This is a genomic window from Mesorhizobium sp. M0808 (assembly GCF_040320025.1).
Taxonomy (GTDB): domain Bacteria; phylum Pseudomonadota; class Alphaproteobacteria; order Rhizobiales; family Rhizobiaceae; genus Mesorhizobium.
Map to the genome: position 1 here is coordinate 38,277 of NZ_JAMYOX010000013.1, position 20,443 is coordinate 58,719.

The 20,443-nt window shown below is 61.9% G+C and carries 26 protein-coding genes; 11 read left to right on the plus strand and 15 right to left on the minus strand.

Annotated features, from left to right (window positions below; translation table 11 throughout):
• Positions 1-23 precede the first annotated feature (23 nt).
• On the plus strand, positions 24-1,376 hold the full coding sequence (locus NKI25_RS16835; RefSeq protein ID WP_352593163.1) for a formimidoylglutamate deiminase: 1,353 nt from the start codon (positions 24-26) through the stop codon (positions 1,374-1,376).
• On the plus strand, positions 1,373-2,134 hold the full coding sequence (gene hutC, locus NKI25_RS16840) for a histidine utilization transcriptional repressor HutC (protein WP_352998788.1): 762 nt from the start codon (positions 1,373-1,375) through the stop codon (positions 2,132-2,134). Before NKI25_RS16835 ends, hutC begins: the two co-directional genes overlap by 4 nt.
• A 211-nt stretch (positions 2,135-2,345) precedes the next feature.
• On the opposite strand, the gene NKI25_RS16845 is transcribed toward hutC, so the two are convergent.
• The gene (locus NKI25_RS16845; protein ID WP_023674415.1) at positions 2,346-2,690 is read right to left on the minus strand and encodes a RidA family protein; all 345 of its coding nucleotides are present in this window, start codon (positions 2,688-2,690) and stop codon (positions 2,346-2,348) included.
• A 210-nt stretch (positions 2,691-2,900) separates the two neighbouring features.
• On the opposite strand from NKI25_RS16845, the gene aztA reads away from it, so the two are divergent.
• The 4 genes from aztA (at position 2,901) to NKI25_RS16865 (ending at position 6,075) form a co-directional block, all read left to right on the plus strand.
• Positions 2,901-3,713: a zinc ABC transporter ATP-binding protein AztA gene (gene aztA / locus NKI25_RS16850; RefSeq protein ID WP_023674414.1), complete on the plus strand. Its 813-nt coding sequence runs from the start codon at positions 2,901-2,903 to the stop codon at positions 3,711-3,713.
• Positions 3,713-4,588, plus strand: a complete 876-nt coding sequence (gene aztB, locus NKI25_RS16855; protein WP_023674413.1) for a zinc ABC transporter permease AztB — start codon at positions 3,713-3,715, stop codon at positions 4,586-4,588. Before aztA ends, aztB begins: the two co-directional genes overlap by 1 nt.
• A gap of 22 nt (positions 4,589-4,610) precedes the next feature.
• Entirely contained in the window at positions 4,611-5,552 is a 942-nt protein-coding gene (gene aztC / locus NKI25_RS16860) for a zinc ABC transporter substrate-binding protein AztC (RefSeq protein ID WP_023674412.1), read from the plus strand.
• A gap of 184 nt (positions 5,553-5,736) precedes the next feature.
• Positions 5,737-6,075 carry a protein tyrosine phosphatase family protein gene (locus NKI25_RS16865; protein WP_023674411.1) on the plus strand — a complete coding sequence of 113 codons (339 nt, stop codon included), beginning with the start codon at positions 5,737-5,739 and terminating at the stop codon, positions 6,073-6,075.
• Positions 6,076-6,330: 255 nt separating this feature from the next.
• Here the strand turns inward: NKI25_RS16865 and NKI25_RS16870 are convergent, their stop codons facing one another.
• Positions 6,331-6,798, minus strand: a complete 468-nt coding sequence (locus tag NKI25_RS16870; protein WP_023674409.1) for an Lrp/AsnC family transcriptional regulator — start codon at positions 6,796-6,798, stop codon at positions 6,331-6,333.
• Positions 6,799-6,937: 139 nt separating this feature from the next.
• Between NKI25_RS16870 and hppD the strand changes: the two genes are divergently transcribed.
• Together hppD and NKI25_RS16880 are read left to right on the plus strand one after the other, a co-directional pair.
• The gene (hppD, locus tag NKI25_RS16875; RefSeq protein WP_352593157.1) at positions 6,938-8,050 is read left to right on the plus strand and encodes a 4-hydroxyphenylpyruvate dioxygenase; all 1,113 of its coding nucleotides are present in this window, start codon (positions 6,938-6,940) and stop codon (positions 8,048-8,050) included.
• A gap of 51 nt (positions 8,051-8,101) precedes the next feature.
• Positions 8,102-8,326: a type II toxin-antitoxin system Phd/YefM family antitoxin gene (locus NKI25_RS16880; RefSeq protein ID WP_352593154.1), complete on the plus strand. Its 225-nt coding sequence runs from the start codon at positions 8,102-8,104 to the stop codon at positions 8,324-8,326.
• A 19-nt stretch (positions 8,327-8,345) separates the two neighbouring features.
• On the opposite strand, the gene NKI25_RS16885 is transcribed toward NKI25_RS16880, so the two are convergent.
• Genes NKI25_RS16885 through hmgA form a run of 7 tightly spaced genes read right to left on the minus strand, consistent with a single transcriptional unit; the run spans position 8,346 to position 13,081 of the window.
• The gene (locus NKI25_RS16885; RefSeq protein WP_352457131.1) at positions 8,346-8,657 is read right to left on the minus strand and encodes a BrnA antitoxin family protein; all 312 of its coding nucleotides are present in this window, start codon (positions 8,655-8,657) and stop codon (positions 8,346-8,348) included.
• Positions 8,644-8,901, minus strand: coding sequence for a BrnT family toxin (locus NKI25_RS16890; protein WP_352593151.1), 258 nt, complete (start codon positions 8,899-8,901; stop codon positions 8,644-8,646). Before NKI25_RS16890 ends, NKI25_RS16885 begins: the two co-directional genes overlap by 14 nt.
• Positions 8,902-8,951: 50 nt before the next feature.
• On the minus strand, positions 8,952-9,500 hold the full coding sequence (locus NKI25_RS16895; RefSeq protein ID WP_352593148.1) for a DinB family protein: 549 nt from the start codon (positions 9,498-9,500) through the stop codon (positions 8,952-8,954).
• A 4-nt stretch (positions 9,501-9,504) separates the two neighbouring features.
• Positions 9,505-9,798, minus strand: a complete 294-nt coding sequence (locus NKI25_RS16900) for a hypothetical protein (RefSeq protein ID WP_352593145.1) — start codon at positions 9,796-9,798, stop codon at positions 9,505-9,507.
• A 4-nt stretch (positions 9,799-9,802) separates the two neighbouring features.
• The gene (locus NKI25_RS16905) at positions 9,803-10,816 is read right to left on the minus strand and encodes a fumarylacetoacetate hydrolase family protein (RefSeq protein WP_352593142.1); all 1,014 of its coding nucleotides are present in this window, start codon (positions 10,814-10,816) and stop codon (positions 9,803-9,805) included.
• Positions 10,813-11,757 (minus strand): MBL fold metallo-hydrolase, encoded by a 945-nt coding sequence (locus NKI25_RS16910; protein WP_352998791.1) that lies wholly within the window; start codon positions 11,755-11,757, stop codon positions 10,813-10,815. Before NKI25_RS16910 ends, NKI25_RS16905 begins: the two co-directional genes overlap by 4 nt.
• 10 nt (positions 11,758-11,767) lie before the next feature.
• Positions 11,768-13,081 carry a homogentisate 1,2-dioxygenase gene (gene hmgA, locus NKI25_RS16915; protein WP_352998792.1) on the minus strand — a complete coding sequence of 438 codons (1,314 nt, stop codon included), beginning with the start codon at positions 13,079-13,081 and terminating at the stop codon, positions 11,768-11,770.
• A 144-nt stretch (positions 13,082-13,225) separates the two neighbouring features.
• Here hmgA and NKI25_RS16920 point away from each other — a divergent pair, with 144 nt between their 5' ends.
• Positions 13,226-13,663, plus strand: coding sequence for a MarR family winged helix-turn-helix transcriptional regulator (locus NKI25_RS16920; RefSeq protein ID WP_352452268.1), 438 nt, complete (start codon positions 13,226-13,228; stop codon positions 13,661-13,663).
• A 30-nt stretch (positions 13,664-13,693) separates the two neighbouring features.
• Here the strand turns inward: NKI25_RS16920 and NKI25_RS16925 are convergent, their stop codons facing one another.
• Genes NKI25_RS16925 through NKI25_RS16940 form a run of 4 tightly spaced genes read right to left on the minus strand, consistent with a single transcriptional unit; the run spans position 13,694 to position 16,822 of the window.
• Positions 13,694-14,317: a DUF4304 domain-containing protein gene (locus tag NKI25_RS16925; protein WP_352593133.1), complete on the minus strand. Its 624-nt coding sequence runs from the start codon at positions 14,315-14,317 to the stop codon at positions 13,694-13,696.
• Between the two features lie 33 nt (positions 14,318-14,350).
• The gene (tdh, locus tag NKI25_RS16930; RefSeq protein WP_352593130.1) at positions 14,351-15,385 is read right to left on the minus strand and encodes an L-threonine 3-dehydrogenase; all 1,035 of its coding nucleotides are present in this window, start codon (positions 15,383-15,385) and stop codon (positions 14,351-14,353) included.
• A 34-nt stretch (positions 15,386-15,419) separates the two neighbouring features.
• Complete coding sequence (locus NKI25_RS16935) at positions 15,420-15,638, minus strand: hypothetical protein (RefSeq protein ID WP_352593127.1); 219 nt, start codon at positions 15,636-15,638, stop codon at positions 15,420-15,422.
• The gene (locus NKI25_RS16940; protein WP_352593124.1) at positions 15,635-16,822 is read right to left on the minus strand and encodes a glycine C-acetyltransferase; all 1,188 of its coding nucleotides are present in this window, start codon (positions 16,820-16,822) and stop codon (positions 15,635-15,637) included. The genes NKI25_RS16935 and NKI25_RS16940 overlap by 4 nt, the downstream gene beginning before the upstream one ends.
• 264 nt (positions 16,823-17,086) lie before the next feature.
• Here NKI25_RS16940 and NKI25_RS16945 point away from each other — a divergent pair, with 264 nt between their 5' ends.
• The gene (locus NKI25_RS16945) at positions 17,087-19,159 is read left to right on the plus strand and encodes a putative bifunctional diguanylate cyclase/phosphodiesterase (protein ID WP_352593121.1); all 2,073 of its coding nucleotides are present in this window, start codon (positions 17,087-17,089) and stop codon (positions 19,157-19,159) included.
• A 5-nt stretch (positions 19,160-19,164) separates the two neighbouring features.
• On the opposite strand, the gene NKI25_RS16950 is transcribed toward NKI25_RS16945, so the two are convergent.
• Positions 19,165-19,407 (minus strand): type II toxin-antitoxin system Phd/YefM family antitoxin, encoded by a 243-nt coding sequence (locus NKI25_RS16950; RefSeq protein ID WP_352593119.1) that lies wholly within the window; start codon positions 19,405-19,407, stop codon positions 19,165-19,167.
• Between the two features lie 20 nt (positions 19,408-19,427).
• The gene (locus tag NKI25_RS16955) at positions 19,428-19,856 is read right to left on the minus strand and encodes a MarR family winged helix-turn-helix transcriptional regulator (RefSeq protein WP_023674397.1); all 429 of its coding nucleotides are present in this window, start codon (positions 19,854-19,856) and stop codon (positions 19,428-19,430) included.
• Positions 19,857-20,012: 156 nt separating this feature from the next.
• Between NKI25_RS16955 and NKI25_RS16960 the strand changes: the two genes are divergently transcribed.
• A complete protein-coding gene (locus NKI25_RS16960) occupies positions 20,013-20,381 on the plus strand; it encodes a hypothetical protein (RefSeq protein ID WP_245274614.1) in 369 nt (122 codons plus the stop codon).
• Positions 20,382-20,443 lie beyond the last annotated feature (62 nt).

The window sequence follows — 20,443 nt, forward strand, 5'->3', positions numbered from 1 at the left end:
CAGACCGGGATTTGGAGAAAAACGTGACAGCAATCTTTGCGGAACAGGCGCTTCTGCCCGACGGCTGGCACAGCAATGTGCGGATCGTCATCTCCGACGGCAGGATCGCCACGGTCGAGGCGAATACCTCGCCCCTGCCTGGCGACGAGCGCCGTGCCATCCTTTTGTCCGGCATGCCGAACCTGCATAGCCATGCCTTCCAGCGCGGCATGGCCGGCCTTGCCGAATTGCGCGGCCCTTCCGCCGACAGTTTCTGGAGCTGGCGCGAGGTGATGTACCGTTTCGCGCTGTCGATGACGCCGGACCAGGTCGAGGCGGTCGCGGCCCAGCTCTATGTCGAGATGCTGGAGGCCGGGTTCTCGCGCGTCGGCGAGTTTCATTATTTACACCACGACCGCGACGGCCGGCCCTATACTGACATCGCCGAGATGGCGCAGCGCATCGTTGCCGCAGCGTCCGAGACAGGCATCGGGCTGACTTTGCTGCCGGTGTTCTACGCGCATTCCTCTTTCGGCGGCGCTGCGCCAAATGAAGGCCAGCGCCGGTTCATCAACGATGTGAACCAGTTCTCGCGGCTTGTTGAGAAATGCCGCGAATCCATTCGCGCGCTGAATCAAGGCGTCGTGGGCGTCGCCCCGCACAGCCTGCGTGCCGTGACACCGGAGGAACTGGAAAACATCACGGTGATGGCGCCGGAGGGGACTATCCACATCCACATCGCCGAGCAGATGAAGGAGGTCGAGGATTGTCTTGCCTGGTCCGGCGCGCGGCCGGTCGAATGGCTGCTTGCCAACGCCAAGGTCGACCGGCGCTGGTGCCTCATCCACGCCACCCACATGACCGAGACCGAGACGGTGCAAATGACGAAAAGCGGCGCCGTTGCCGGTCTTTGCCCGATCACCGAGGCCAATCTCGGCGACGGCACCTTTGCCGCGTCCTTGTTCATGCAGCATGGCGGCCGCTTCGGCATCGGCTCGGATTCAAACGTACTGATCGGCCTGCCGGACGAGTTGCGGCAGCTCGAATATTCGCAGCGCCTGGCCCACCGCGCCCGCAACGTGCTGGCGGTGGCCGGTGGCTCGACCGGCCGTGCTTTGTTCGATGCAGCGCTCGATGGTGGCAGTGCCGCGTTGGGCGCCGGCCTCTCGCAGATCGCAGCAGGTGCCTCGGCCGATTTCGTCTCGCTCGACGGCAAGCATCCATCGCTGGCCGGCAAGACGGGCGATGCAATCCTTGATGCCTGGATTTTTGCCAACGGCACCAAGGTCGATTGCGTCTGGGTGCATGGCAAGAAACTGGTCAGCGGCGGCATGCATGCCAGGCGCGATGCCATCGCCGAGCGGTTCCGCAAGGTGATGACAGCGCTTTCGGCATGAGCATGATCGGGACAATAAGCGCGAATTCTGGAAGCGCGGACGGCGGCGAGGTTCTTTCGCTGCACCAGCGCATCCTGTCGGACATCAGCGAACGGATCCTGTCGGGTGCCTGGGCGCCCGGCCACCGCATTCCGTTCGAGCATGAACTGACGGCCGAATACAATTGTTCGCGCATGACAGTGAACAAGGCGCTGTCGCAACTGGCCAAGGCCGGGCTGATCGAGCGCCGGCGTCGCTCCGGCAGTTATGTCCGCCGGCCGCAGTCGCAGGCAGCCGTTCTCGAAATCCACGACATCCGGATCGAGGTCGAGGCACTTGGCCTGCCCTACCGCTATGAGCGCATGGCGCGAAACAGAAGGCGCAGCAGCGCCGACGACCGCGCCCTGCTGGAACTCGACGTCGCCGGGCCGGTGCTGGTGCTGGAATGCCGGCATTTCGCCGGCAAGCGGCCGTTCGCCCACGAGCAGCGGCTGATCAACCTGGCTGCCGTGCCGGAGGCCGCCGAAGAGGCGTTTTTCGACACCGCGCCCGGTCCGTGGCTGATCGGCCGTGTGCCGTGGAGTGCGGCCGAGCATCGCATCCGCGCGGTTGCCGCCGAAAAGCACGTAGCGGCGGCACTCGACATCGCGACGGGCGCACCGTGCCTGGTGATCGAGCGGCGGACATGGAGCGCCGAGCACCCTGTCACCCATGTCCGCTTCACCTATGCGGCCGAGAGCCACACGCTAGTGGCGCGGTTCACGCCGTCGCAGGGGTAGTGACACGCCCCCTTCTCCCCTTGTGGGAGAAGGTGGATCGGCGCGCAGCGCCGAGACGGATGAGGGGTGCTGGAAGGAATGAGACGTTAAAAATATCGAATGATTTTTGGTGTTTAAAATATCGGCGTAGCGATCCGTCCAACACCCCTCATCCGACCGAGCTTCGCTCGGCCACCTTCTCCCGCAAGGGGAGAAGGGAAAGCGCTACGCCTCAAATCGCCGCGGTAACAATAATCTCGACCAGATATTCCGGTCCGGCAAGCTTCGCTTCGCCGGTGGCGCGGGCCGGCGTGTTGCCTTGCGGTACCCATTTGTCCCACTCCGCGTTCATCTCGGCAAAGGTGCTCATGTCGGCCAGCCAGATGATCGCCTGCAGGATCTTGGTTTTGTCGGTGCCGGCCTTGGCCAGCAATTCGTCGATCGCCGCCAGAATGTCCCTGGTCTGGGCACCGACGTTTCCGCCCGGCTTGCCGACCTGACCGGCCAGATAGACGGTGTTGCCGTGGATGACGATCTGGCTCATGCGCGGGCCTACATCGATACGACGAATGCTCATTGGATATTCCTTCTCCTCTTGTCGGTGCCTGTTTAGGGGCCGGGTTCGCCGGGGGCAAGGCCGCTCGAGCGGAACTTCTTGAGCCAAGCCAAAGCACACAACAAGACGGCCCGGCCGCAATTCCGCCCGATTGGCTTGTTGACTAATGTAATAACATCACATATCGAATCCGCCCCTGCAGCGCCGATCATCGCCCCCATGGATCGTCACATGAGCCAAACCTGCCTGACCTTCCGCGACCTGACGCTGGGCTACAACAGCCATCCTGCGGTCCACCACCTCAATGGTACGATCCGCAAGGGATCGCTGACGGCGGTCGTCGGCGCCAACGGCTCCGGCAAATCAACGCTGATGAAGGGCATTGTCGGCGTCCTGAAGCCGATGGCCGGCGCGGTGATCCGGGCGCCCGGCGTACGCGCCGCCTATCTGCCGCAGCAATCGGAACTCGACCGCTCCTTTCCGGCCCGGGTCGTCGACCTGGTTTCGCTTGGTCTGTGGCCGCGGCGCGGCATGCTCGGCCGTTATACGAGGGAAGATCGCGACTCTGTCAGCAAGGCGCTGATGGCCGTCGGCCTCGGCGGCTTCGAGAAGCGGCCGATCGACACACTGTCGGGCGGCCAGCTGCAGCGCACGCTGTTTGCCCGCGTGCTGTTGCAGGATGCCGAGCTCATCCTGCTCGACGAGCCGTTCAACGCCGTCGATGCCAAGACGGTCGGTGACCTGATCGCGCTGATCAAGCGCTGGCACGGCGAGGAACGCACGATCATGGTTGTGGTCCACGATCTCGATCTGGTGCGGCAGAATTTCCCCGAAACACTGCTGCTGGCGCGCCAGCCGATCGCCTGGGGCGAGACCAGGGAGACGCTGCAGCCGGAGAATCTGTTGCGCGCGCGCCGCTTCCACGAAGCCTGGGAGGACAACGCGCCATGGTGTGAGCCCGGCGAGCATGATCACCAGCACGGTGGCCACGAGCACGGCCATGACCACGACCATTATCACGGCTCCGGGCCGAGGACGGCATGATGGACGTGCTTTACGGTCTTTTCGTCGCTCCTTTCGCCGACTACGCCTTCATGCAGCGGGCGCTCGCCGGTTCGATGATGCTGTCGCTCGGCGCCTGCCCGGTCGGCGTGTTCCTGATGCTGCGGCGCATGAGCCTGTCCGGCGACGCCATGGCGCATGCCATCCTGCCCGGTGCTGCCGCCGGCTTCCTGTTCTATGGCCTGGAGATCCTGCCGATGACTATCGGCGGACTGATCGCCGGCATCATCGTGGCGCTCGGCGCCGGCGCCGTCTCGCGCTTCACCATTCAGCGCGAGGACGCCTCGATGGCGGCCTTCTATCTGATTTCGCTGGCCATCGGCGTGCTCATGGTATCGATCCGCGGTTCCAGCGTCGATCTCATGCATGTGCTCTTCGGCACCGTGCTGGCGCTCAACAACGAGGCGCTGACGCTGATCGGCGGCATCGTCGTGGTGACGCTGGTCAGCCTCGCCATCTTCTGGCGGGCGCTGGTCGCCGAATGCCTCGACCCTTTGTTCCTGCGCTCGGTCAGCCGGATGGGCAGCCCGGTGCATTTCATCTTTCTCGGCCTCGTCGTGCTCAATCTCGTCGGCGGCTTCCAGGCGCTCGGCACCTTGCTGTCGGTCGGGCTGATGATGCTGCCGGCGGCGGCGGCCCGCTTCTGGACCTCGCGCGTCGAGCCGATGTGCGTGTTGGCCACAGTGATCGGCTTTGCCTCCTGCATTGCCGGGCTGCTGTTGTCCTACCATGCGTCGCTGCCCTCCGGCCCGGCCATCATCCTGTCCGCCGGCGTCGTCTATTTCGCCTCGATCCTGTTCGGCACGCGCGGCATCCTGCGTGCCCGCATCGTTCATCACCGCCACAGAACTGCCTGATCCCAACAAGGAGAACCTGTCCATGCTGAAATCGATCCGCGCCGCTTTGGCCGTGAGCGTTATAACATTAACCGCCTTTGGCGCATCTTCGGCCTTCGCAGAGCCGTTGAAAGTGGTCGCCAGCTTCACGATCATCGCCGATTTCGCCAAGAATGTCGGCGGCGACCGCATCGATCTGACCACCATCGTCGGGCCGGACGGCGACGCCCACGTCTACGAGCCGAGCCCCGCCGATGCGGTGGCGATGGCCAAGGCCGACATCGTGCTGGTCAACGGCCTGCATTTCGAAGGTTTTCTGCAGCGCCTGGTCGACGCCAGCGCCACCAAGGCGACTGTCGCCGTGCTGACCAAGGGGGTCACGCCGATCAATTTCAAACCCGAATTCGCCGAGGCCGATGTCGCCGAAGGCGCGGAAACCGATGGCGGCAAGACGGTCACCGATCCGCATGCCTTCCAGTCGATCGCCAATGCCAAGATCTATGTGAAGAACATCGCCGACGCCTTTTGCACGGCCGACGCTGCGGGTTGCGACAGCTACAAGGCCAATGCAGCCGCCTATACGCAGAAGCTCGAGGCGCTTGAGGGCGAAGTGCAGGCGGCGATCCAGTCGATCCCGCAGGAGAAGCGCGTCGTCATCACCTCGCATGACGCCTTCGGCTATTTCGAGCAGGCCTACGGCTTGACGTTCCTTGCCCCGGAAGGCGTGTCGACCGAGTCGGAGCCCTCCGCTGCCGACGTCGCCAAGCTGGTCAGCCAGGTGAAACAGGACAAGGCGGCGGCGATCTTCGTCGAGAACATCACCAACCCGCGGCTGATCGAGCAGATCGCCAGCGAGACCGGCATCAAGGTGGGCGGCACACTCTATTCCGATGCGTTGTCGCAGCCCGACGGCCCGGCCGCGACCTATATCGATCTGATGCACAACAACATCGCCCAGATCAAAGGCGCGATCCTAGGAAGCTGAGCCGACCGATCCGGTTCATCCAGCCGGGTTGGCGCATGATGCGTCCTGGCGACATGCGGCGTTAGCCCGGCTGGATTTCTGGCATCGAAATCTCTATCTGCGGATGGATTTCTTTTCGCGCGGATTGCCGACCGGGTCAGGGAGTGGCAAGACTGCCGCTAACCAGATTGCGAGGACCCCAGCCATGGAATACCGTCAGATAAGCGAGGACTATTCAGTCTCGGGCCAGATCCAGCCCGAAGATGTCGCGACCATCAAGGCCGCCGGCTTCAAGAGCGTGATCTGCAACCGGCCGGACGACGAGCAGCCCGGCCAGCCATCGGCCGACACCGTCAAGGCGGCGGTCGAGGGCGCCGGGCTCGCCTTCCGCTACATCCCGGTCATCAGCGGCCAGATCACGGCCGAGAATGTCGAGGACCAGGCCGAGGCGCTTGACGAACTCGAAGGCCCGGTCTTCGCTTACTGCCGGTCCGGCGCCCGCTGCACTAATCTTTATGGGCTGATCCAGCAGTCGAAGGGGTGAGAGGCCTCACATTCCGAGCGGAGGAAGTCAAGTTCCGCACTGTGGCGATCCTTCACACCCCCCTCTGTCCTGCCGGACATCTCCCCCTCAAGTGGGGAGATTGGATGTCGCGTTGGCTTTCGCCAATTTTCAGCGTTGCGGAGTTGGGCAGCAGGTCAAAGCTGCCAATCTCCCCACTTGAGGGGGAGATGGCCGGCAGGCCAGAGGGGGGTGCTGTCCCTCCGCCATATCTAATCTAACGAAAAGCCGTCCGGGCTAAATCGGCAGCGCGCCGGTTTCCTTCAGCGTTTCGAGCACAATCGCGGTCTTCACATGCTGCACCGATTCGTGCGGCAGCAACACGCCGTTGACGAATTCCGACAGCGACTTCAGGTCGGGCGTCACCACTTTCAATATATAGTCCATCTCGCCGGTCAGCGCGTGCGCTTCCTGCACTTGCGGCAGCCGCGCCACCAATTCGCCGAAGCGCCGCGCATTGTCGCGGTTGTGGGTGGCGAGCGTCACCGAGATGACATTGACCAGGGAAAAACCGAGCTTGTCGCGGTCGAGCACCGCCCGGTAGCCCTTGATATAGCCGTCCTCCTCCAGCCGCTGGCGACGACGCGAGCACTGCGACGCGGACAGGTTCACCCGTTCCGACAGATCGTTGTTGGTCAGCCGTGCATCGCCCTGCAACAGAGCCATTATCTTGCGGTCAAACTGGTCGATGCGCGCCTCATCCATGAATTTCGGGTCCGCAGTGCACAACTCGCGCATGATCAGACCATTTCAAGCGTTTGAATGCAAGCAATTTGCACTCGCTCCGCGCTATAATTGCGTTCAGATGGCCGACGCGGCCAGTTCCAGATTTCGGAGCAATGCCATGGGTCCCTTCCCGCACGACGCACCGCCCGCCAAGATCAGCAAAACCAATCCCGCCGGTACCGACGGCTTCGAGTTCGTCGAATTCGCGCATGCCGAGCCGGAAAAGCTCGCCGAGCTTTTCACCCGCATGGGCTATGTGCCGGTGGCCAAGCACCGCAGCAAGGACATCACCGTCTGGCGGCAGGGCGACATCAACTATGTCGTCAATGCCGAACCCGGCTCGCATGCCATGAAATTCGTCGACAAGCACGGCCCTTGCGCCGCCTCGATGGCGTGGCGGGTGGTCGATGCAACGCATGCCTTCGATCACGCGGTGGCCAAGGGCGCGACGCCCTATGAAGGCAACGACAAGACGCTCGATGTGCCGGCGATCGTCGGTATCGGCGGGTCGCTGCTCTATTTCATCGAAACCTACGGCGAGAAGGGCTCGGCTTACGACGCCGAGTTCGACTGGCTGGGCGAGCGCGACCCCAGGCCGGAAGGCGTCGGCTTCTATTATCTCGACCACCTGACCCACAATGTCTATCGCGGCCAGATGGACAAATGGTGGGATTTCTACCGAGACCTGTTCGGCTTCAAGCAGATCCATTTCTTCGACATCGACGGCAAGATCACCGGCCTGGTCAGCCGCGCCATCACCTCGCCCTGCGGCAAGATCCGCATCCCGCTCAACGAGTCCAAGGACGAGACCAGCCAGATCGCCGAATATCTGAAGAAGTATAATGGCGAGGGCATCCAGCACATCGCCGTCGGCACCGACGACATCTACGGTGCCACCGACAGGCTGGCCGCCAACGGCCTGAAGTTCATGCCGGGCCCGCCCGAGACCTATTACGACATGTCTTATGCCCGCGTGAACGGCCATGAAGAGCCGATCGAGCGCATGAAGAAGCACGGTATCCTGATCGACGGCGAAGGCGTGGTCGACGGCGGCACGACCAAGATCCTGCTGCAGATCTTTTCGAAAACCGTGATCGGCCCGATCTTCTTCGAGTTCATCCAGAGGAAGGGCGACGAAGGCTTTGGCGAGGGCAATTTCCGCGCTTTGTTCGAATCGATCGAGCAGGACCAGATCAAGCGCGGCGTGCTGAAGGTGCAGGCGGCGGAGTAAGGCTGCACCGGACTTCTTGCGATTCGGTCAGTAGTAGCTCAGACTTTGGCCATGAACATTGCTATCGCAGAGGCCAAGGCAAGACTGTCGGAACTCGTCAGCCGCGCGGAAGCTGGCGAAGAGATTGTGATTACCCGTCGCGGCAAGGTTGCGGCGCGCCTCGTGCCGCTAGCCGTGCCCGAGTCCCTGCCTCGTATCGGCGCCATGAAGGGCAAAATCAGGATTGCCGACGATTTTGACGAACTCGGTCCCGAATGGGACAGGTATGCCAAATGACGCTGTCACAGGCAAACGTCTATTTGGCGAGGCCGGCGGCTTTGCGCAGAATCTCGTTGATGCGGCTCTGCCAGCCGGGGCCGCCGGCACGAAAGCGGGCGACTACGTCACTGTCGAGACGGAGTGTTACCTGCTTCTTCGGATTATCGAGAGCCGGCCGGCCGCGCGAACGGCGAATGCTTTCGGCAAGTTCAGGGAACGCTTCGGCGAAAGGACGAGCGTTTCGAAAATCCTCCTCTGTCCATTCCGGATTCTCCGAAACGGCTTCCCAGTCTTCTTTGCTGTAGCCGCGACCAGCTTCGAACTCGGTGCGCACCTTACGCTTTGCCATTGAACAATCTCCTTTCCGCGGGACTTGCCGGGCGCATCGAAATTATCGAGATGCCCTCGGAACCGAGCCGGGCAAACACCACCGCAACGATGCCATCGATGATCCGGCCAATTGCCATGAGACGACCGGCCTTGGCAGTGCGGACTGTCGAGGCAAGAAAAAACTCGTCATCAAGCGCCGCAAAATCCAAGCCGTGCTTGTCAATGTTGGCCAACCGTTTTGGTTCGTCCCAAACGATCTTCATCAGAATTTATGTACCTACAATAATTAAGTCAACAATTTTCGTAACTACAACTAATTGCGACCTTGGAGCACCAACCTCTCGACCTCGGCTTTCCTGAGTTTCAGATCATAATCGAGGAAGAACTCGTCGAGTTGCGGCGGCTTCACCGAGGTGCCGGACAGCATCGCGTGCACCTGGCCGCGATGATGGATGTCGTGGATGAAGAGATGGGCGAGCAGATCGCCGATCCGTTCCGGTATCATGCCGTCCTCGCGCCGGTCGGTGAGAACGCGGCGCTCGAGATCGTCGGCCGACAGGCGGTCGCAAAAGGCGATCAGCCGCCGGTCGGCCGCGACCTGGGCAACAAACAGTGCCTCGGGATCATTGAAGGGCACGAAGCCATCATAGGCGGCAGCGCCGACACGGCCCTCTTCGAGAAAACCGAGATAGAGATGATCGACCGCCAGGATGTGGTTGAGCGTTGCCTTGATCGATGGGAAGAAGCTTATCCTTTCAGCCTCGAATTCGCCGGGCTCAAGCTGCAGCACGGCACGATAGAGCCGGTCGTTGGACCACAGATTGTTGCGCGCCATGCGGCGGAAATGGTTCAGCAGGTCCATGACTTCACGGCGCGACCCGGAATAGCGACACACCCGCCCATAGAAGCGCAAACCCAGCCAAAACAATCAGCAGCAGCCCGATCATGCGCCGCCGCATGCCTTGCGTTTCCTCGTCCAGCGCGACATTCGTGTTGGTGACGGTGTGAAACATCATCGCCTTGCGCGGAAAGCCGCTGCGGTTGGTCAGGCCGGGCGAGCGCGCCTCGATGCGGTAGCTCAGCCTGATTGCCTGGATGAAGATCGCCAGCATGGCAAGAGCCCAGGCACCGCACAGCAGATAGAACGTCTCGCCTGTCATTCTCTTACCCCTCGTACTTCTCGACCTTCTGCTCGATGGCGCCGAAGATCGAATGCCCACCCCGGTCCTTCATCTCGATACGCACGCTATCGCCAAAGCGCAGGAACGGCGTTTTCGGTTCGCCGGTTTCGATGGTCTCGATCATACGCAGCTCGGCGATGCAGGAATAGCCGGCGCCGCCCGCCGAGACAGGCTTGCCCGGCCCGCCGTCGAGCTTGTTGGAGACGGTGCCCGAACCGATAATGGTGCCGGCGGCCAGCGGCCGCGTTTTTGCGGCATGGACAATCAGCGCCGGAAAATCGAAGGTCATGTCGATGCCGGCGTTCGCCCGGCCGAACGGTTTGCCGTTGAGATCGACCAGCAGCGGCAGGCTGACCTTGCCGCCGTCCCAGGCATCGCCCAGCTCGTCCGGCGTCACCGCAACCGGCGAAAAGGCCGATGACGGTTTCGACTGGTAGAAGCCGAACCCCTTGGCGAGCTCGGGTCCGGTCAGGCCGCGCAGCGTTACATCGTTGACCAGCATGACCAGCCGGATCGCCGCCCGCGCCTGGTCGAGGCCTGCACCCATCGGCACGTCGTCGACGATGACGGCGACCTCTCCTTCCATGTCGATGCCAAGGGTCTCGTCGGTCATGCGGATTGGGTCGCGCGGTGCGAGGAAAGCGTCCGAGCCGCCCTGGTAGATCAGCGGATCGGTCCAGAAGCTTGCCGGCATCTCGGCGCCGCGCGCCTTCCGCACCAGCTCGACGTGGTTCACATAGGCCGAGCCGTCGGCCCATTGATAGGCGCGCGGCAGCGGCGAATGGGCGTCATGCTCGTGAAAGCGGGCAGACGGCACCGCATTATTCTCGAGCGATTCGGCCATCGCAGCGAGATGCGGCGCGATCCGATGCCAGTCGTCGAGCGCGGCCTGCAGCGTCCGCACCAGGAACGAAGCATCGGTAAACCGCGTCAGGTCGCGCGAGACGACGACGAGCTTTCCGTCGCGCGTCCCGTCCTTCAATGTGGCAAGCTTCATGCGGTTTCCTCTCCTGGCGCAGCTTTGGCGCTGCTTTTTGTTCTACGCATGATCTCTTCCGAAAACCGGTTCCACTTTTCGGGATCATGCTCCAGCCCCACAACAAGGCCGTCGCGGGCGATCGTCAAGTCGCCGGCCCATGTTTTCCTCACGGCGGCAATCCAGTCGGCCTCGCCGATCTCGGGATCGTCGGCGGGAATGAGATGGTTGAGGACCAGTCTGTTGACGCCTGCATCGGTGGCGATGCGACCCGCTTCCTCGGCAAAGCTGTGGCTGGCAAGCAGGTGTTCCCTCAGCCTTGCGCCGTTGCCGGTCTTCGCGACCAGCCGCTCGATACCCTCTTCCAGCATGGCCTCGTGGACCAGGACGTCGGCGCCCTCGGCGAAATCCGCCAATGGCGGAAAGAACGCCGTATCCGACGAAAAGACGATGCCTTGCCCCGCATGATCGAAGCGCAGCGCAAAGCAATCCGTCACCGGCGGGTGGTCGACACGCAGCGCCGATATTTTGAGACCGCGCTCCCCGACCACGTGGCCTTCACCAAACTCGACGATCGAGACCAGGTCGCGGATATCCGGCCTGCCTTCATCGGCGATGCGGATCTCGATGTCGAATTCCATTGCCTGGCAAAAGCGCTGCCAATAATGGCCGATGCCGGGCGGGCCGAATAAAGTGACGGGCGCCGGCAGGCCGGCGGTCCAGGCGGTGTGGATGAGAGGTCCGAGTTCCAGAACATGGTCGGAGTGCAAATGCGTGATGAAGATCAGGTCGAGCGCCTTCAGGCTGATGCCGGCATCGGTCAGCCCGCGCGTTACGCCCAGCCCGCAATCGACGACGATGGTGCGGCCGCCAATCTCCAGCAGTGACGAACTCGGCCACGGCCCGCCCGGCCGCAGCGCCGGGCCACCCTTCGAACCCAGAAGCACCAGACGATCCGTCATGCGACGGCGCTCAAGACCAGTCGCCCTCTGGCGTCCCGTTGAAGCGTTTCTTCAGGTCGGCCCAGCAGTCGATGTAGTTGTCCTGCCGGGTTTCGAGCTCGGCGCCATAGCGGGTCACCATCTGCGGAAAGCGTGTTTCGAACATGAAGGCCATGGTGTGGTCGAGCTTGACCGGCTTCAGCTCCGCGCGCGAGGCTTTTTCGAAGCCGGGTGCATCGGGTCCGTGAGCCAGCATCATGTTGTGCAGGCTGATGCCGCCGGGCACGAAGCCCTCTTCCTTGGCATCGTACTGACCATGTATGAGGCCCATGAACTCGCTCATGATGTTGCGGTGATACCAGGGCGGGCGGAACGTATCTTCGGCGACCAGCCAACGCGGCGGGAAGATGACGAAATCGATATTGGCGGTGCCTTCCTCGCCGCTCGGCGCGGTCAGCACGGTGAAGATCGACGGATCGGGATGGTCGAACAGGAGCGCGCCGACCGGCGAAAAGGTCGCAAGATCATATTTATAGGGCGAATAATTGCCGTGCCACGCCACCACATCCAGCGGCGAATGGTCGATCTCGGTGACATGGAACTGGCCACACCATTTCGCGATCAGCCGACAGGGCGTGTCCTTGTCCTCGAACCAGGCGCAGGGCGTCTTGAAATCGCGCGGATTGGCCAGGCAATTGGCGCCGATCGGGCCGCGATCCGGCAGCGTCAGCTTGGCGCCGTAATTCTCGCAGACATAGCCGCGCACTTGCGGATCCACCAGTTCGACCTTGAACACCAGGCCGCGCGGCAGCACGGCGATCTCGCCCGGCCTGAGTTCGATGACACCCATCTCGGTGACGAAGCGCAAGGCTCCAACCTGCGGCACGACCAGCAACTCGCCGTCGGCGTTGAAGAAATGATCGTCGGCCATCGAACGGTTGGCGACATAGACATGTGCCGCCATGCCGGTCTGGCCGAGCACGTCGCCGGCGGTGGTGATCGAGCGCATGCCGGCAATGAAATCGGTCGGCTCGGTCGGCATCGGAACTGGGCTCCAGCGATATTGGCCGAGCGCGAGCCGGTGGTCGCCGACGTTCGGCGCGCTTTTCCAAAGCGGATAATTCGCCGCTTTGAAGCGGCCGGTGTGCCTGACGCTCGGCCTTATCCGATAAAGCCAGGAGCGCTCATTGGTGCCGCGCGGCGCGGTGAAAGGAGAGCCGGAAAGCTGCTCGGCATAGAGGCCATAGGCCGGCCGTTGCGGCGAGTTCCGCCCTTGCGGCAGCGAGCCGGGCAGGGTTTCGGTTTCAAAGTCGTTGCCGAAGCCCGGCATGTAGGAAAAGGTCATGGAATCCTCCCGAATTCATAGTCCCGGAGCGTCCGAAGGGAAGCTCTGAGTTGACCAGACTGGTTTCATTTGTAACCATTGAAAATGTAACCATCAACGGTGATTTTCGGCATGAGCCGCCAGCCTGCTCAATCAAGACCAACCATCGAAATCCTCGAACTGGAATCCTTCCTGCCTTACCGGCTCTATCGGCTTGCCGATGCCGTCAGCCGCGAGTTTTCAAGGATATACAAGGACCGTCACGGACTGACCCGGCCCGAATGGCGCACACTGGCCGGGCTTGGACAGCACGGCACGATGACGGCGACGGCGCTCGGCGAGCAATCGGCCATGCACAAGACCAAGGTGTCGCGAGCGGTGGCCGAGCTTGAGCGGCGGCGCTGGCTGACCCGCACGCCAGACGAGAAAGACCGTCGCGTCGAGCATCTGACGCTGACCAAAGCGGGGCTTGCCGCCTATCGCGAAATGGTGCCGCTGGCGAAGGAGTTCGAGCGGGAGCTGCTGGAGAGGCTTGGTGCGGAAGAGCGGGCGGCGATTGTCAGTGGGGTAGCGGCGCTGGAGGCAAAACTCACCCTGGGTTGAAATCCTCCATAGGTTCGACCGTCGCAGAAATCAGATGGCTACCGCGGCAGGCAACGCTCCTAAACCGTAATAGGCGCGTTCGGCTTCAATGATGCCTTTGACATGGCTTCGAAATTCTACCGGATCATCGATGTAGGCCAGGAGCGCCTGTGCCTGCGAAGCTGCGTGTCTTCGAACGCTTTCAAACAGCCGCCTTGCCGTTTCAAAGTCACCAGCCAAGCCGGCCGCCACCCCGGCGTGGAAAGCTGCCCATTCGCCGTACGCACCAAGCTGCAATTCATTCACGAGGATCGCGGCTGTCGCCTGCACGGAAGGGAACATCGATCGATGAATCTGATCAATTTCGAGTACCTTCCTCGCCATTTGACCGACCAGGGGCACAAACTGTGCGGAGTTCTGGAACTCAACGAACCCGCCGACGCGTTCAGAACGATCGAAGGTCAGTGTTTGCGGAAGCGAACCCCAAAGCCAGTGGACAGCCACGTTCAGGTAAGTGCCTTTGGACCAAGAGCTGGGCTGAAATTCGACTACACTCAGCCAGAAGCCACGATCAGCGATCCAGACACGTGACTGCCCCTTTCGCCGAAATCCGGCCGGCTGCAGTACGGTCTTTGCTTCCAAAGCAATGATACGTCCGTGCTCGTTATCCGCCATCTCGGTCCCTACATGACAGCAATGGGCGTGGCGCTACCAATCCATCACCACCTTGCCGGAATTGCCGCTCTTCATCGCCTCGAAGCCGGAAATATAGTCGTCAATGCCGATGCGATGCGTGATCAGGCCGCTGACATCGAGCGGGCCTTGCACCAGCGCGATCATCTTGTACCAGGTCTCGAACATCTCGCGGCCGTAGATGCCTTTCAGATGCAGCATCTTGAAGATGACCTTGTTCCAGTCGATCTCGAAGCCGGTCGGCGCGATGCCGAGAATGGCGATCTTGCCGCCATTGTTCATAGTGTCGATCATGTCGCGGAAGGCAGGCGCGGCACCCGACATTTCGAGGCCGACGTCAAAGCCCTCGGTCATGCCGAGCGCCGGCATCACGTCGCGCAGCTTTTCCTTCGACGCATCGACGACATGCTGGACGCCGAGCTTTTTCGCCAGTGCCAGGCGCACCGGGTTGATGTCGGTGATGACCACTTTTCGCGCGCCGACGCACTGCGCCACCAGCGCGCCCATGATGCCGATCGGCCCGGCGCCGGTGACCAGCACGTCCTCGCCGACGAGATCGAAGGACAATGCGGTGTGAACCGCATTGCCTAAGGGATCGAAGATCGCCGCGATCTCGTCCGGCACGTCGTCGGGGATCGGCACGACATTGTGCTGTGGAATCGCCAGGTATTCGCCAAAGGCGCCCGGCCGGTTGACGCCGACGCCGAGCGTGTTGCGGCACAGATGCCCCCTGCCCGCCCGGCAGTTGCGGCAATGGCCGCAGACGATATGGCCTTCGCCGGAGACACGCTGGCCAACCTTGTATTCGGTCACCGCCGTGCCGAAATCGGCGACGGTTCCGACAAATTCGTGGCCGGTAACCATCGGCACCGGCACGGTCTTTTGCGCCCACTGGTCCCAATTGTAGATGTGGACGTCGGTGCCGCAGATCGCGGTCTTCCTGATCTTGATCAGCACGTCGTTGGGGCCGATCTCGGGCACCGGCACTTCTTCCATCCAGATGCCCGGCTCGGCCTTGGCCTTGACCAGGGCCTTCATCATGTTTGACATTCTTGAATCCTCGATCTAGCCAGCGATTTCTGAGCTAACTGCGGAAGTCCGTGAACACATCCACTTCAAATTTTGGCCCTTCTTTGCCTTGCAATTTTTCGAGGGCACAGACCGAATGCAGGAAGAAATACTGCATTGGCGGATCGTCTTCGGTGGTCCAAAGATTGCGAACTGAAACTTCGATGGCCTGTCTATCGGTCGTTTCAATGACCTCGCCGCAAAACCAGCACGACTTAGGGTAACCTTCAGTCATTTCAGCACGCCCAATTCCCTTCCCACATCCGAAAACGCCTCAACCGCACGGTCAATGTCCGCGCTGGAATGGGCGGCTGACATCTGCGTGCGAATGCGCGCCTGGCCCTTCGGCACCACGGGGAAGGAGAAGCCGATGACATAGATGCCGCGCTTCAGCATCCGCGCCGCCATCTCCTGCGCCAGCGTCGCGTCGCCCAGCATCACCGGGACGATAGGATGGTCGGCGCCGGCCAGTGTAAAGCCGAGCCTGCCCATCTCGGAGCGAAACCGCGCTGCGTTGGCATATAGGCGCTGACGCAACGCATCGCCATTGCGGACCAGTTCGAACACCCGAATCGAGGCGCCGGCGATCGCCGGCATCAGCGTGTTGGAAAACAGATAGGGCCGCGAGCGCTGGCGCAGCCAGTCGACCACCTGCTTCCTGCCCGAAGTGTAGCCGCCCGACGCGCCGCCCAACGCCTTGCCAAGCGTGCCGGTGATGATGTCCACCCTGCCCTCGACGCCGCAATGTTCGGCCGAGCCGCGGCCATTCCTGCCGACGAAACCAACTGCATGGCTGTCGTCGACCATCACCATCGCATCGTATTTGTCGGCGAGGTCGCAGACGCCCTTCAGATTGGCGATGATGCCATCCATCGAGAACACGCCGTCGGTGGCGATCAGCCGGAACCGGCAGTCGCTCGCCTCTTTCAACCGCGCCTCCAGATCGGCGATGTCGTTGTTGGCGTAGCGGAAGCGCTTTGCCTTCGACAACCGCACGCCGTCGATGATCGAAGCGTGGTTCAACGCATCGGAGATGACCGCATCCTCCTCGCCGAGCAGCGTCTCGAACAGGCCGCCATTGGCGTCGAAGCAGGAGCCGTAGAGGATCGTATCCTCCATGCCGAGGAAGCCAGAAATCGTCGCCTCGAGCTGCTTGTGTTCTTCCTGCGTGCCGCAGATGAAGCGCACCGACGCCATGCCATAGCCGTAACGGTCAAGCGCCTGCTTGGCCGCTTCCCGCAGTTCGGCGCTGTCGGCGAGACCGAGATAATTATTGGCGCAGAAATTCAGCACCTTCTCGCCGCCGACCTCGATCTCGGCCGATTGGGTCGAGGTTATCACCCGTTCGGATTTGTAAAGGCCGGCCGATTTCAGTCCTTCAAGCTCGCTGTCGATGTGGGAAAGGAATGCTTCGGTCATGATCAGGCCCTGTTGAGATCGACGAGGACTGTCGCGCCGCGAGGGCGAAAAATCCATCGCAAAAACGACCGCTTCGGTGGCGGCAATGGCACGGCAAGGCAACGATGTTCAAATGCGGAGGTGCCGCGAAAGATTGCAATAACCACTTCGCGGGTTTCCCGCCACGGTCGCCGCCGCCGGCCTGCTGCCGTCCCAAACCTGTTAACACTTTGAAGCCAAAGGTTGTCGCACAAGAATTCGTTGGCGAGAGGGCCGCCTCAGAAAATGTCGCAGCAGCCGGTGCACGCCGTTTCAGGCAGGCTCATACTCCTGATCAAATCCGGCTACTGGCTGGCTCTGCTGATCATAGCCGCCATGGTCGTGGCCTCCTTCATCCTGCTGCAACAAGTGATGTCTACCCAACGGCACAATCAGGCGCTGCTCGATATCGTCAGCACACAGAAAGCCCTGTCGCAACGCATCGTCTTCCTTGCCGGCGCGACAGGCAGCGCCCAGCGCGATCAACAGCGCGCCCTGGTTACCGCGCTCAAGCAAGCGACGGTGGAGTTCGAGAAGAACTACGATCTGCTGCTCGAACGGACCGCCGCCGATCCGGCGTCGCCGGCAAGGTTCGATCCGAAATCGATCGAGAGCGTGCTTTTCGCCAAGCCGTACCATCTCGACTATTTCTCGGTCGGGCTTATCGCCAACGGCGAACGCCTGATCTCGTCATTCGAATCGCGGCTCAACATGGCCGGCAATGGTGGCTACAAAGGCGGAGAGGAGCGCGTCAACCTGAACGCTTCCGTTGCCAACGCAACTTTGTCGGGCTATGCCGCACTTGGCCAGCGCATCAGCGCCTTTGCAGACCAGCGATCCGAAACACTTCTCGATCTTAACCGCACATTGTTCTACTCGACCATCGGCGTCATCGTGCTGGTGGCGCTTTTCATTTTCAGGCCAATGTCGAATGCCATCCTGCGCCGGACGCGCGAGCTGGTCGATGCGCGCAATTCCATGGCCTTTATCGCCGTGCATGACGGGCTGACCGGCCTGCACAACCGCACCTTCCTGACCGAGCATTTCGATACGCTGATCAATGCCGCGCAGCGACGGCGTGAACGGGTTGCCGTGGTGCAGTTCGATCTCGACCGGTTCAAGCAGATCAACGACACGTTCGGCCACGCCGCCGGCGATTATGTGCTGGTGGCGGCTGCGCAGCGCATGCGTGATTCGTGCCGTACGTCGGATCTCAACGTGCGGCTCGGCGGCGATGAATTCGTCATGATTCTCAACGGCGCCGGCAGCACCGAGAACATCGATACCGTCGCCCGGCGCATCCTGACCAAGCTCAACAAGCCGATCGTCTTTCGAGGCACGACAATTCATCCGGGCGTAAGTGCCGGGATTGCGGTCTACCCTGTCGACGCCGACAATGCGCAGGATCTGCTCGTCCATGCCGATCTGGCGCTGTATTCCGCCAAGAAGCAGGGCGGCGGCAGCTTGTCGTTCTTCTCCGAGGAGCTGAGGCACGAACTCGATTATCGCAAGCAGCTCGAGCTCGACATCAGGACCGCCATCTCGGAGAAGGCGTTCGAAGTCTATTTCCAGCCGCAGGTCTCGCTGTCGGACGGCGGCATCAGCGGCATCGAGGCTCTGGTTCGCTGGAGACATGCCGAGCGCGGCATGATCGCGCCGGGCGAGTTCATTCCGATCGCGGAAAAATGCGGTCTCATGCCCGAGATCGGCCGCATCGTCATTGCCACGGCGATCGACGAAGCAGCCGAATGGAACCGCGCAGGCATCGCCTTCGGCCGGATCGCGGTCAACGTGTCGGGTTCGGAGCTGCGCGAGACAGATTTCGAAGTCTTCCTGTTCGACATGCTGGAGAGGGCTGGCCTGCCAGCGCACAAACTATCGCTGGAGATCGTCGAATCCGTCATCCTCGACGACGAGAAGACCGGTATCGCGGCAAAGCTGCGGCACATTCGCGCCGCCGGCATCCATCTTGAGCTCGATGATTTCGGCACCGGCTACGCATCGCTCAGCCATGTCAATCCAAACGAGATCGATCGGCTGAAGATCGACCGCCGTTTCGTCCAGAACATCAACGAGAACAGCGGCAACACCAAGATCGTGCGTGCCCTCACAGAACTCGCCCGCGGTCTCGGCATCTCGATCGTTGCCGAGGGCGCTGAAACCGAAGCCGAGCTCGACTCGCTGATGGCGATCGGCTGCGACCAGGTGCAGGGCTATTCCATCGCTTTCCCGATGCCGCCGGACAGCGTGCGCGAATGGCTGGTGGCGCGAACGCCCAAGAAGGCCAGGCTGACGGTGCTGCAGGGCTGCCGGGCGTAGATCCGTCATGGTTCGGCCTTGCGAACCGACCTGATCTGCCGAGGCGGAAGGTCATCCTCATCACCGGGAAATCCTGCCAGCAATTGTCCAAAGCTGGGCACACGCGCCAGTCTTTCGTAGTCCTGAAACGACAAAATGACCGCCTGCTTGCGGCCGTGCCGGGTGATGATGGCCGGTTCTCCCGCGACGACCGGATCGAGCAGCGCCGAGAGTGTAGCCCCGGCATCCTTCAGCGAAATTTCGCGCATGGCGTTTCCTATCCTAATTTCTAACCCTCGACATTGGCCCGTAGCGCGGCCAGCACCTGTGCAAACTCTGCCAGCCTGTCGTCGGACAGTCCTTTCCGCAGCCGCTTGTCGAAGGCTAACGCGGCGGTGCGCAATTTCAGGAACAGCGCTTCTCCGGCTTGGGTCAGCTCCACCTGGTGAACCCGGCGGTTCTCGGGATCGCGGCGGCGCATCAGCAGGCCTTGCGTCTCCATGGCGTTGAGGTGGTGGGTCAGCGTTGCGCCCCGGATGCCGATCATGCCGGCGAGCTCGCGTTGGTTGGCCAGCTCCCGCGACTTGACCGACAGCAACGTGACCCAGACCGGCAGCGTGCCGCCTGCCTCGACCAAGGCAGCGTCGAAAGCCTGCGCAACCAGCTTGGCGGTGCGCGCGAGATTCATCCCGATCGGCGGGCGGTCAAAGGGCGTCATGATCCGACACTAGAACAAGGGCAAAGCCTATGGAACCGGCTCGAGCTTATGCGTTGACATCTAATCATTTGATATCTATCAATATGACTAGCGGTGGGCAAGAGAGGAAATGCGGTCATGCAATATGTCTACATCATCGTCCTCGGCCTTCACGTCATGGCGGGCGTGTTCTGGGCCGGCACCACCATCGCGGTCGCCCGCGAACCGGAGATCAGAGCGGAACGTTTCTTCCGGCCGCAAATGGGCGCAGCCGGCGTGGTTTTCCTCACGGGCTTGCTGCTGTGGTATTTCTTCCACAACGGCTCTTTCGGCTCGATGGAGAAGGTCTTGGCGCTGGGCATCTTGACGGCGTTAATCGCCGCCGGGGTTCAGGGCGCGCTGGTGGGTTCCGCCAGCAGGCAGTTGGCCGGCGCTGATGCGGCGAAGCAAACCCAATTGCGCGCCAAGATGACAAAAGGCGAACGCATCGCTGGCGGCCTGCTGGTCATCACCGTGTTCTGCATGGCCACCGCCAGGATGTTTTGAGCGTCCTGCCGCAATCGCAAGATCGTACGGTGCCCGGCGATAGCCGGCGGCGTGCGCGGCGC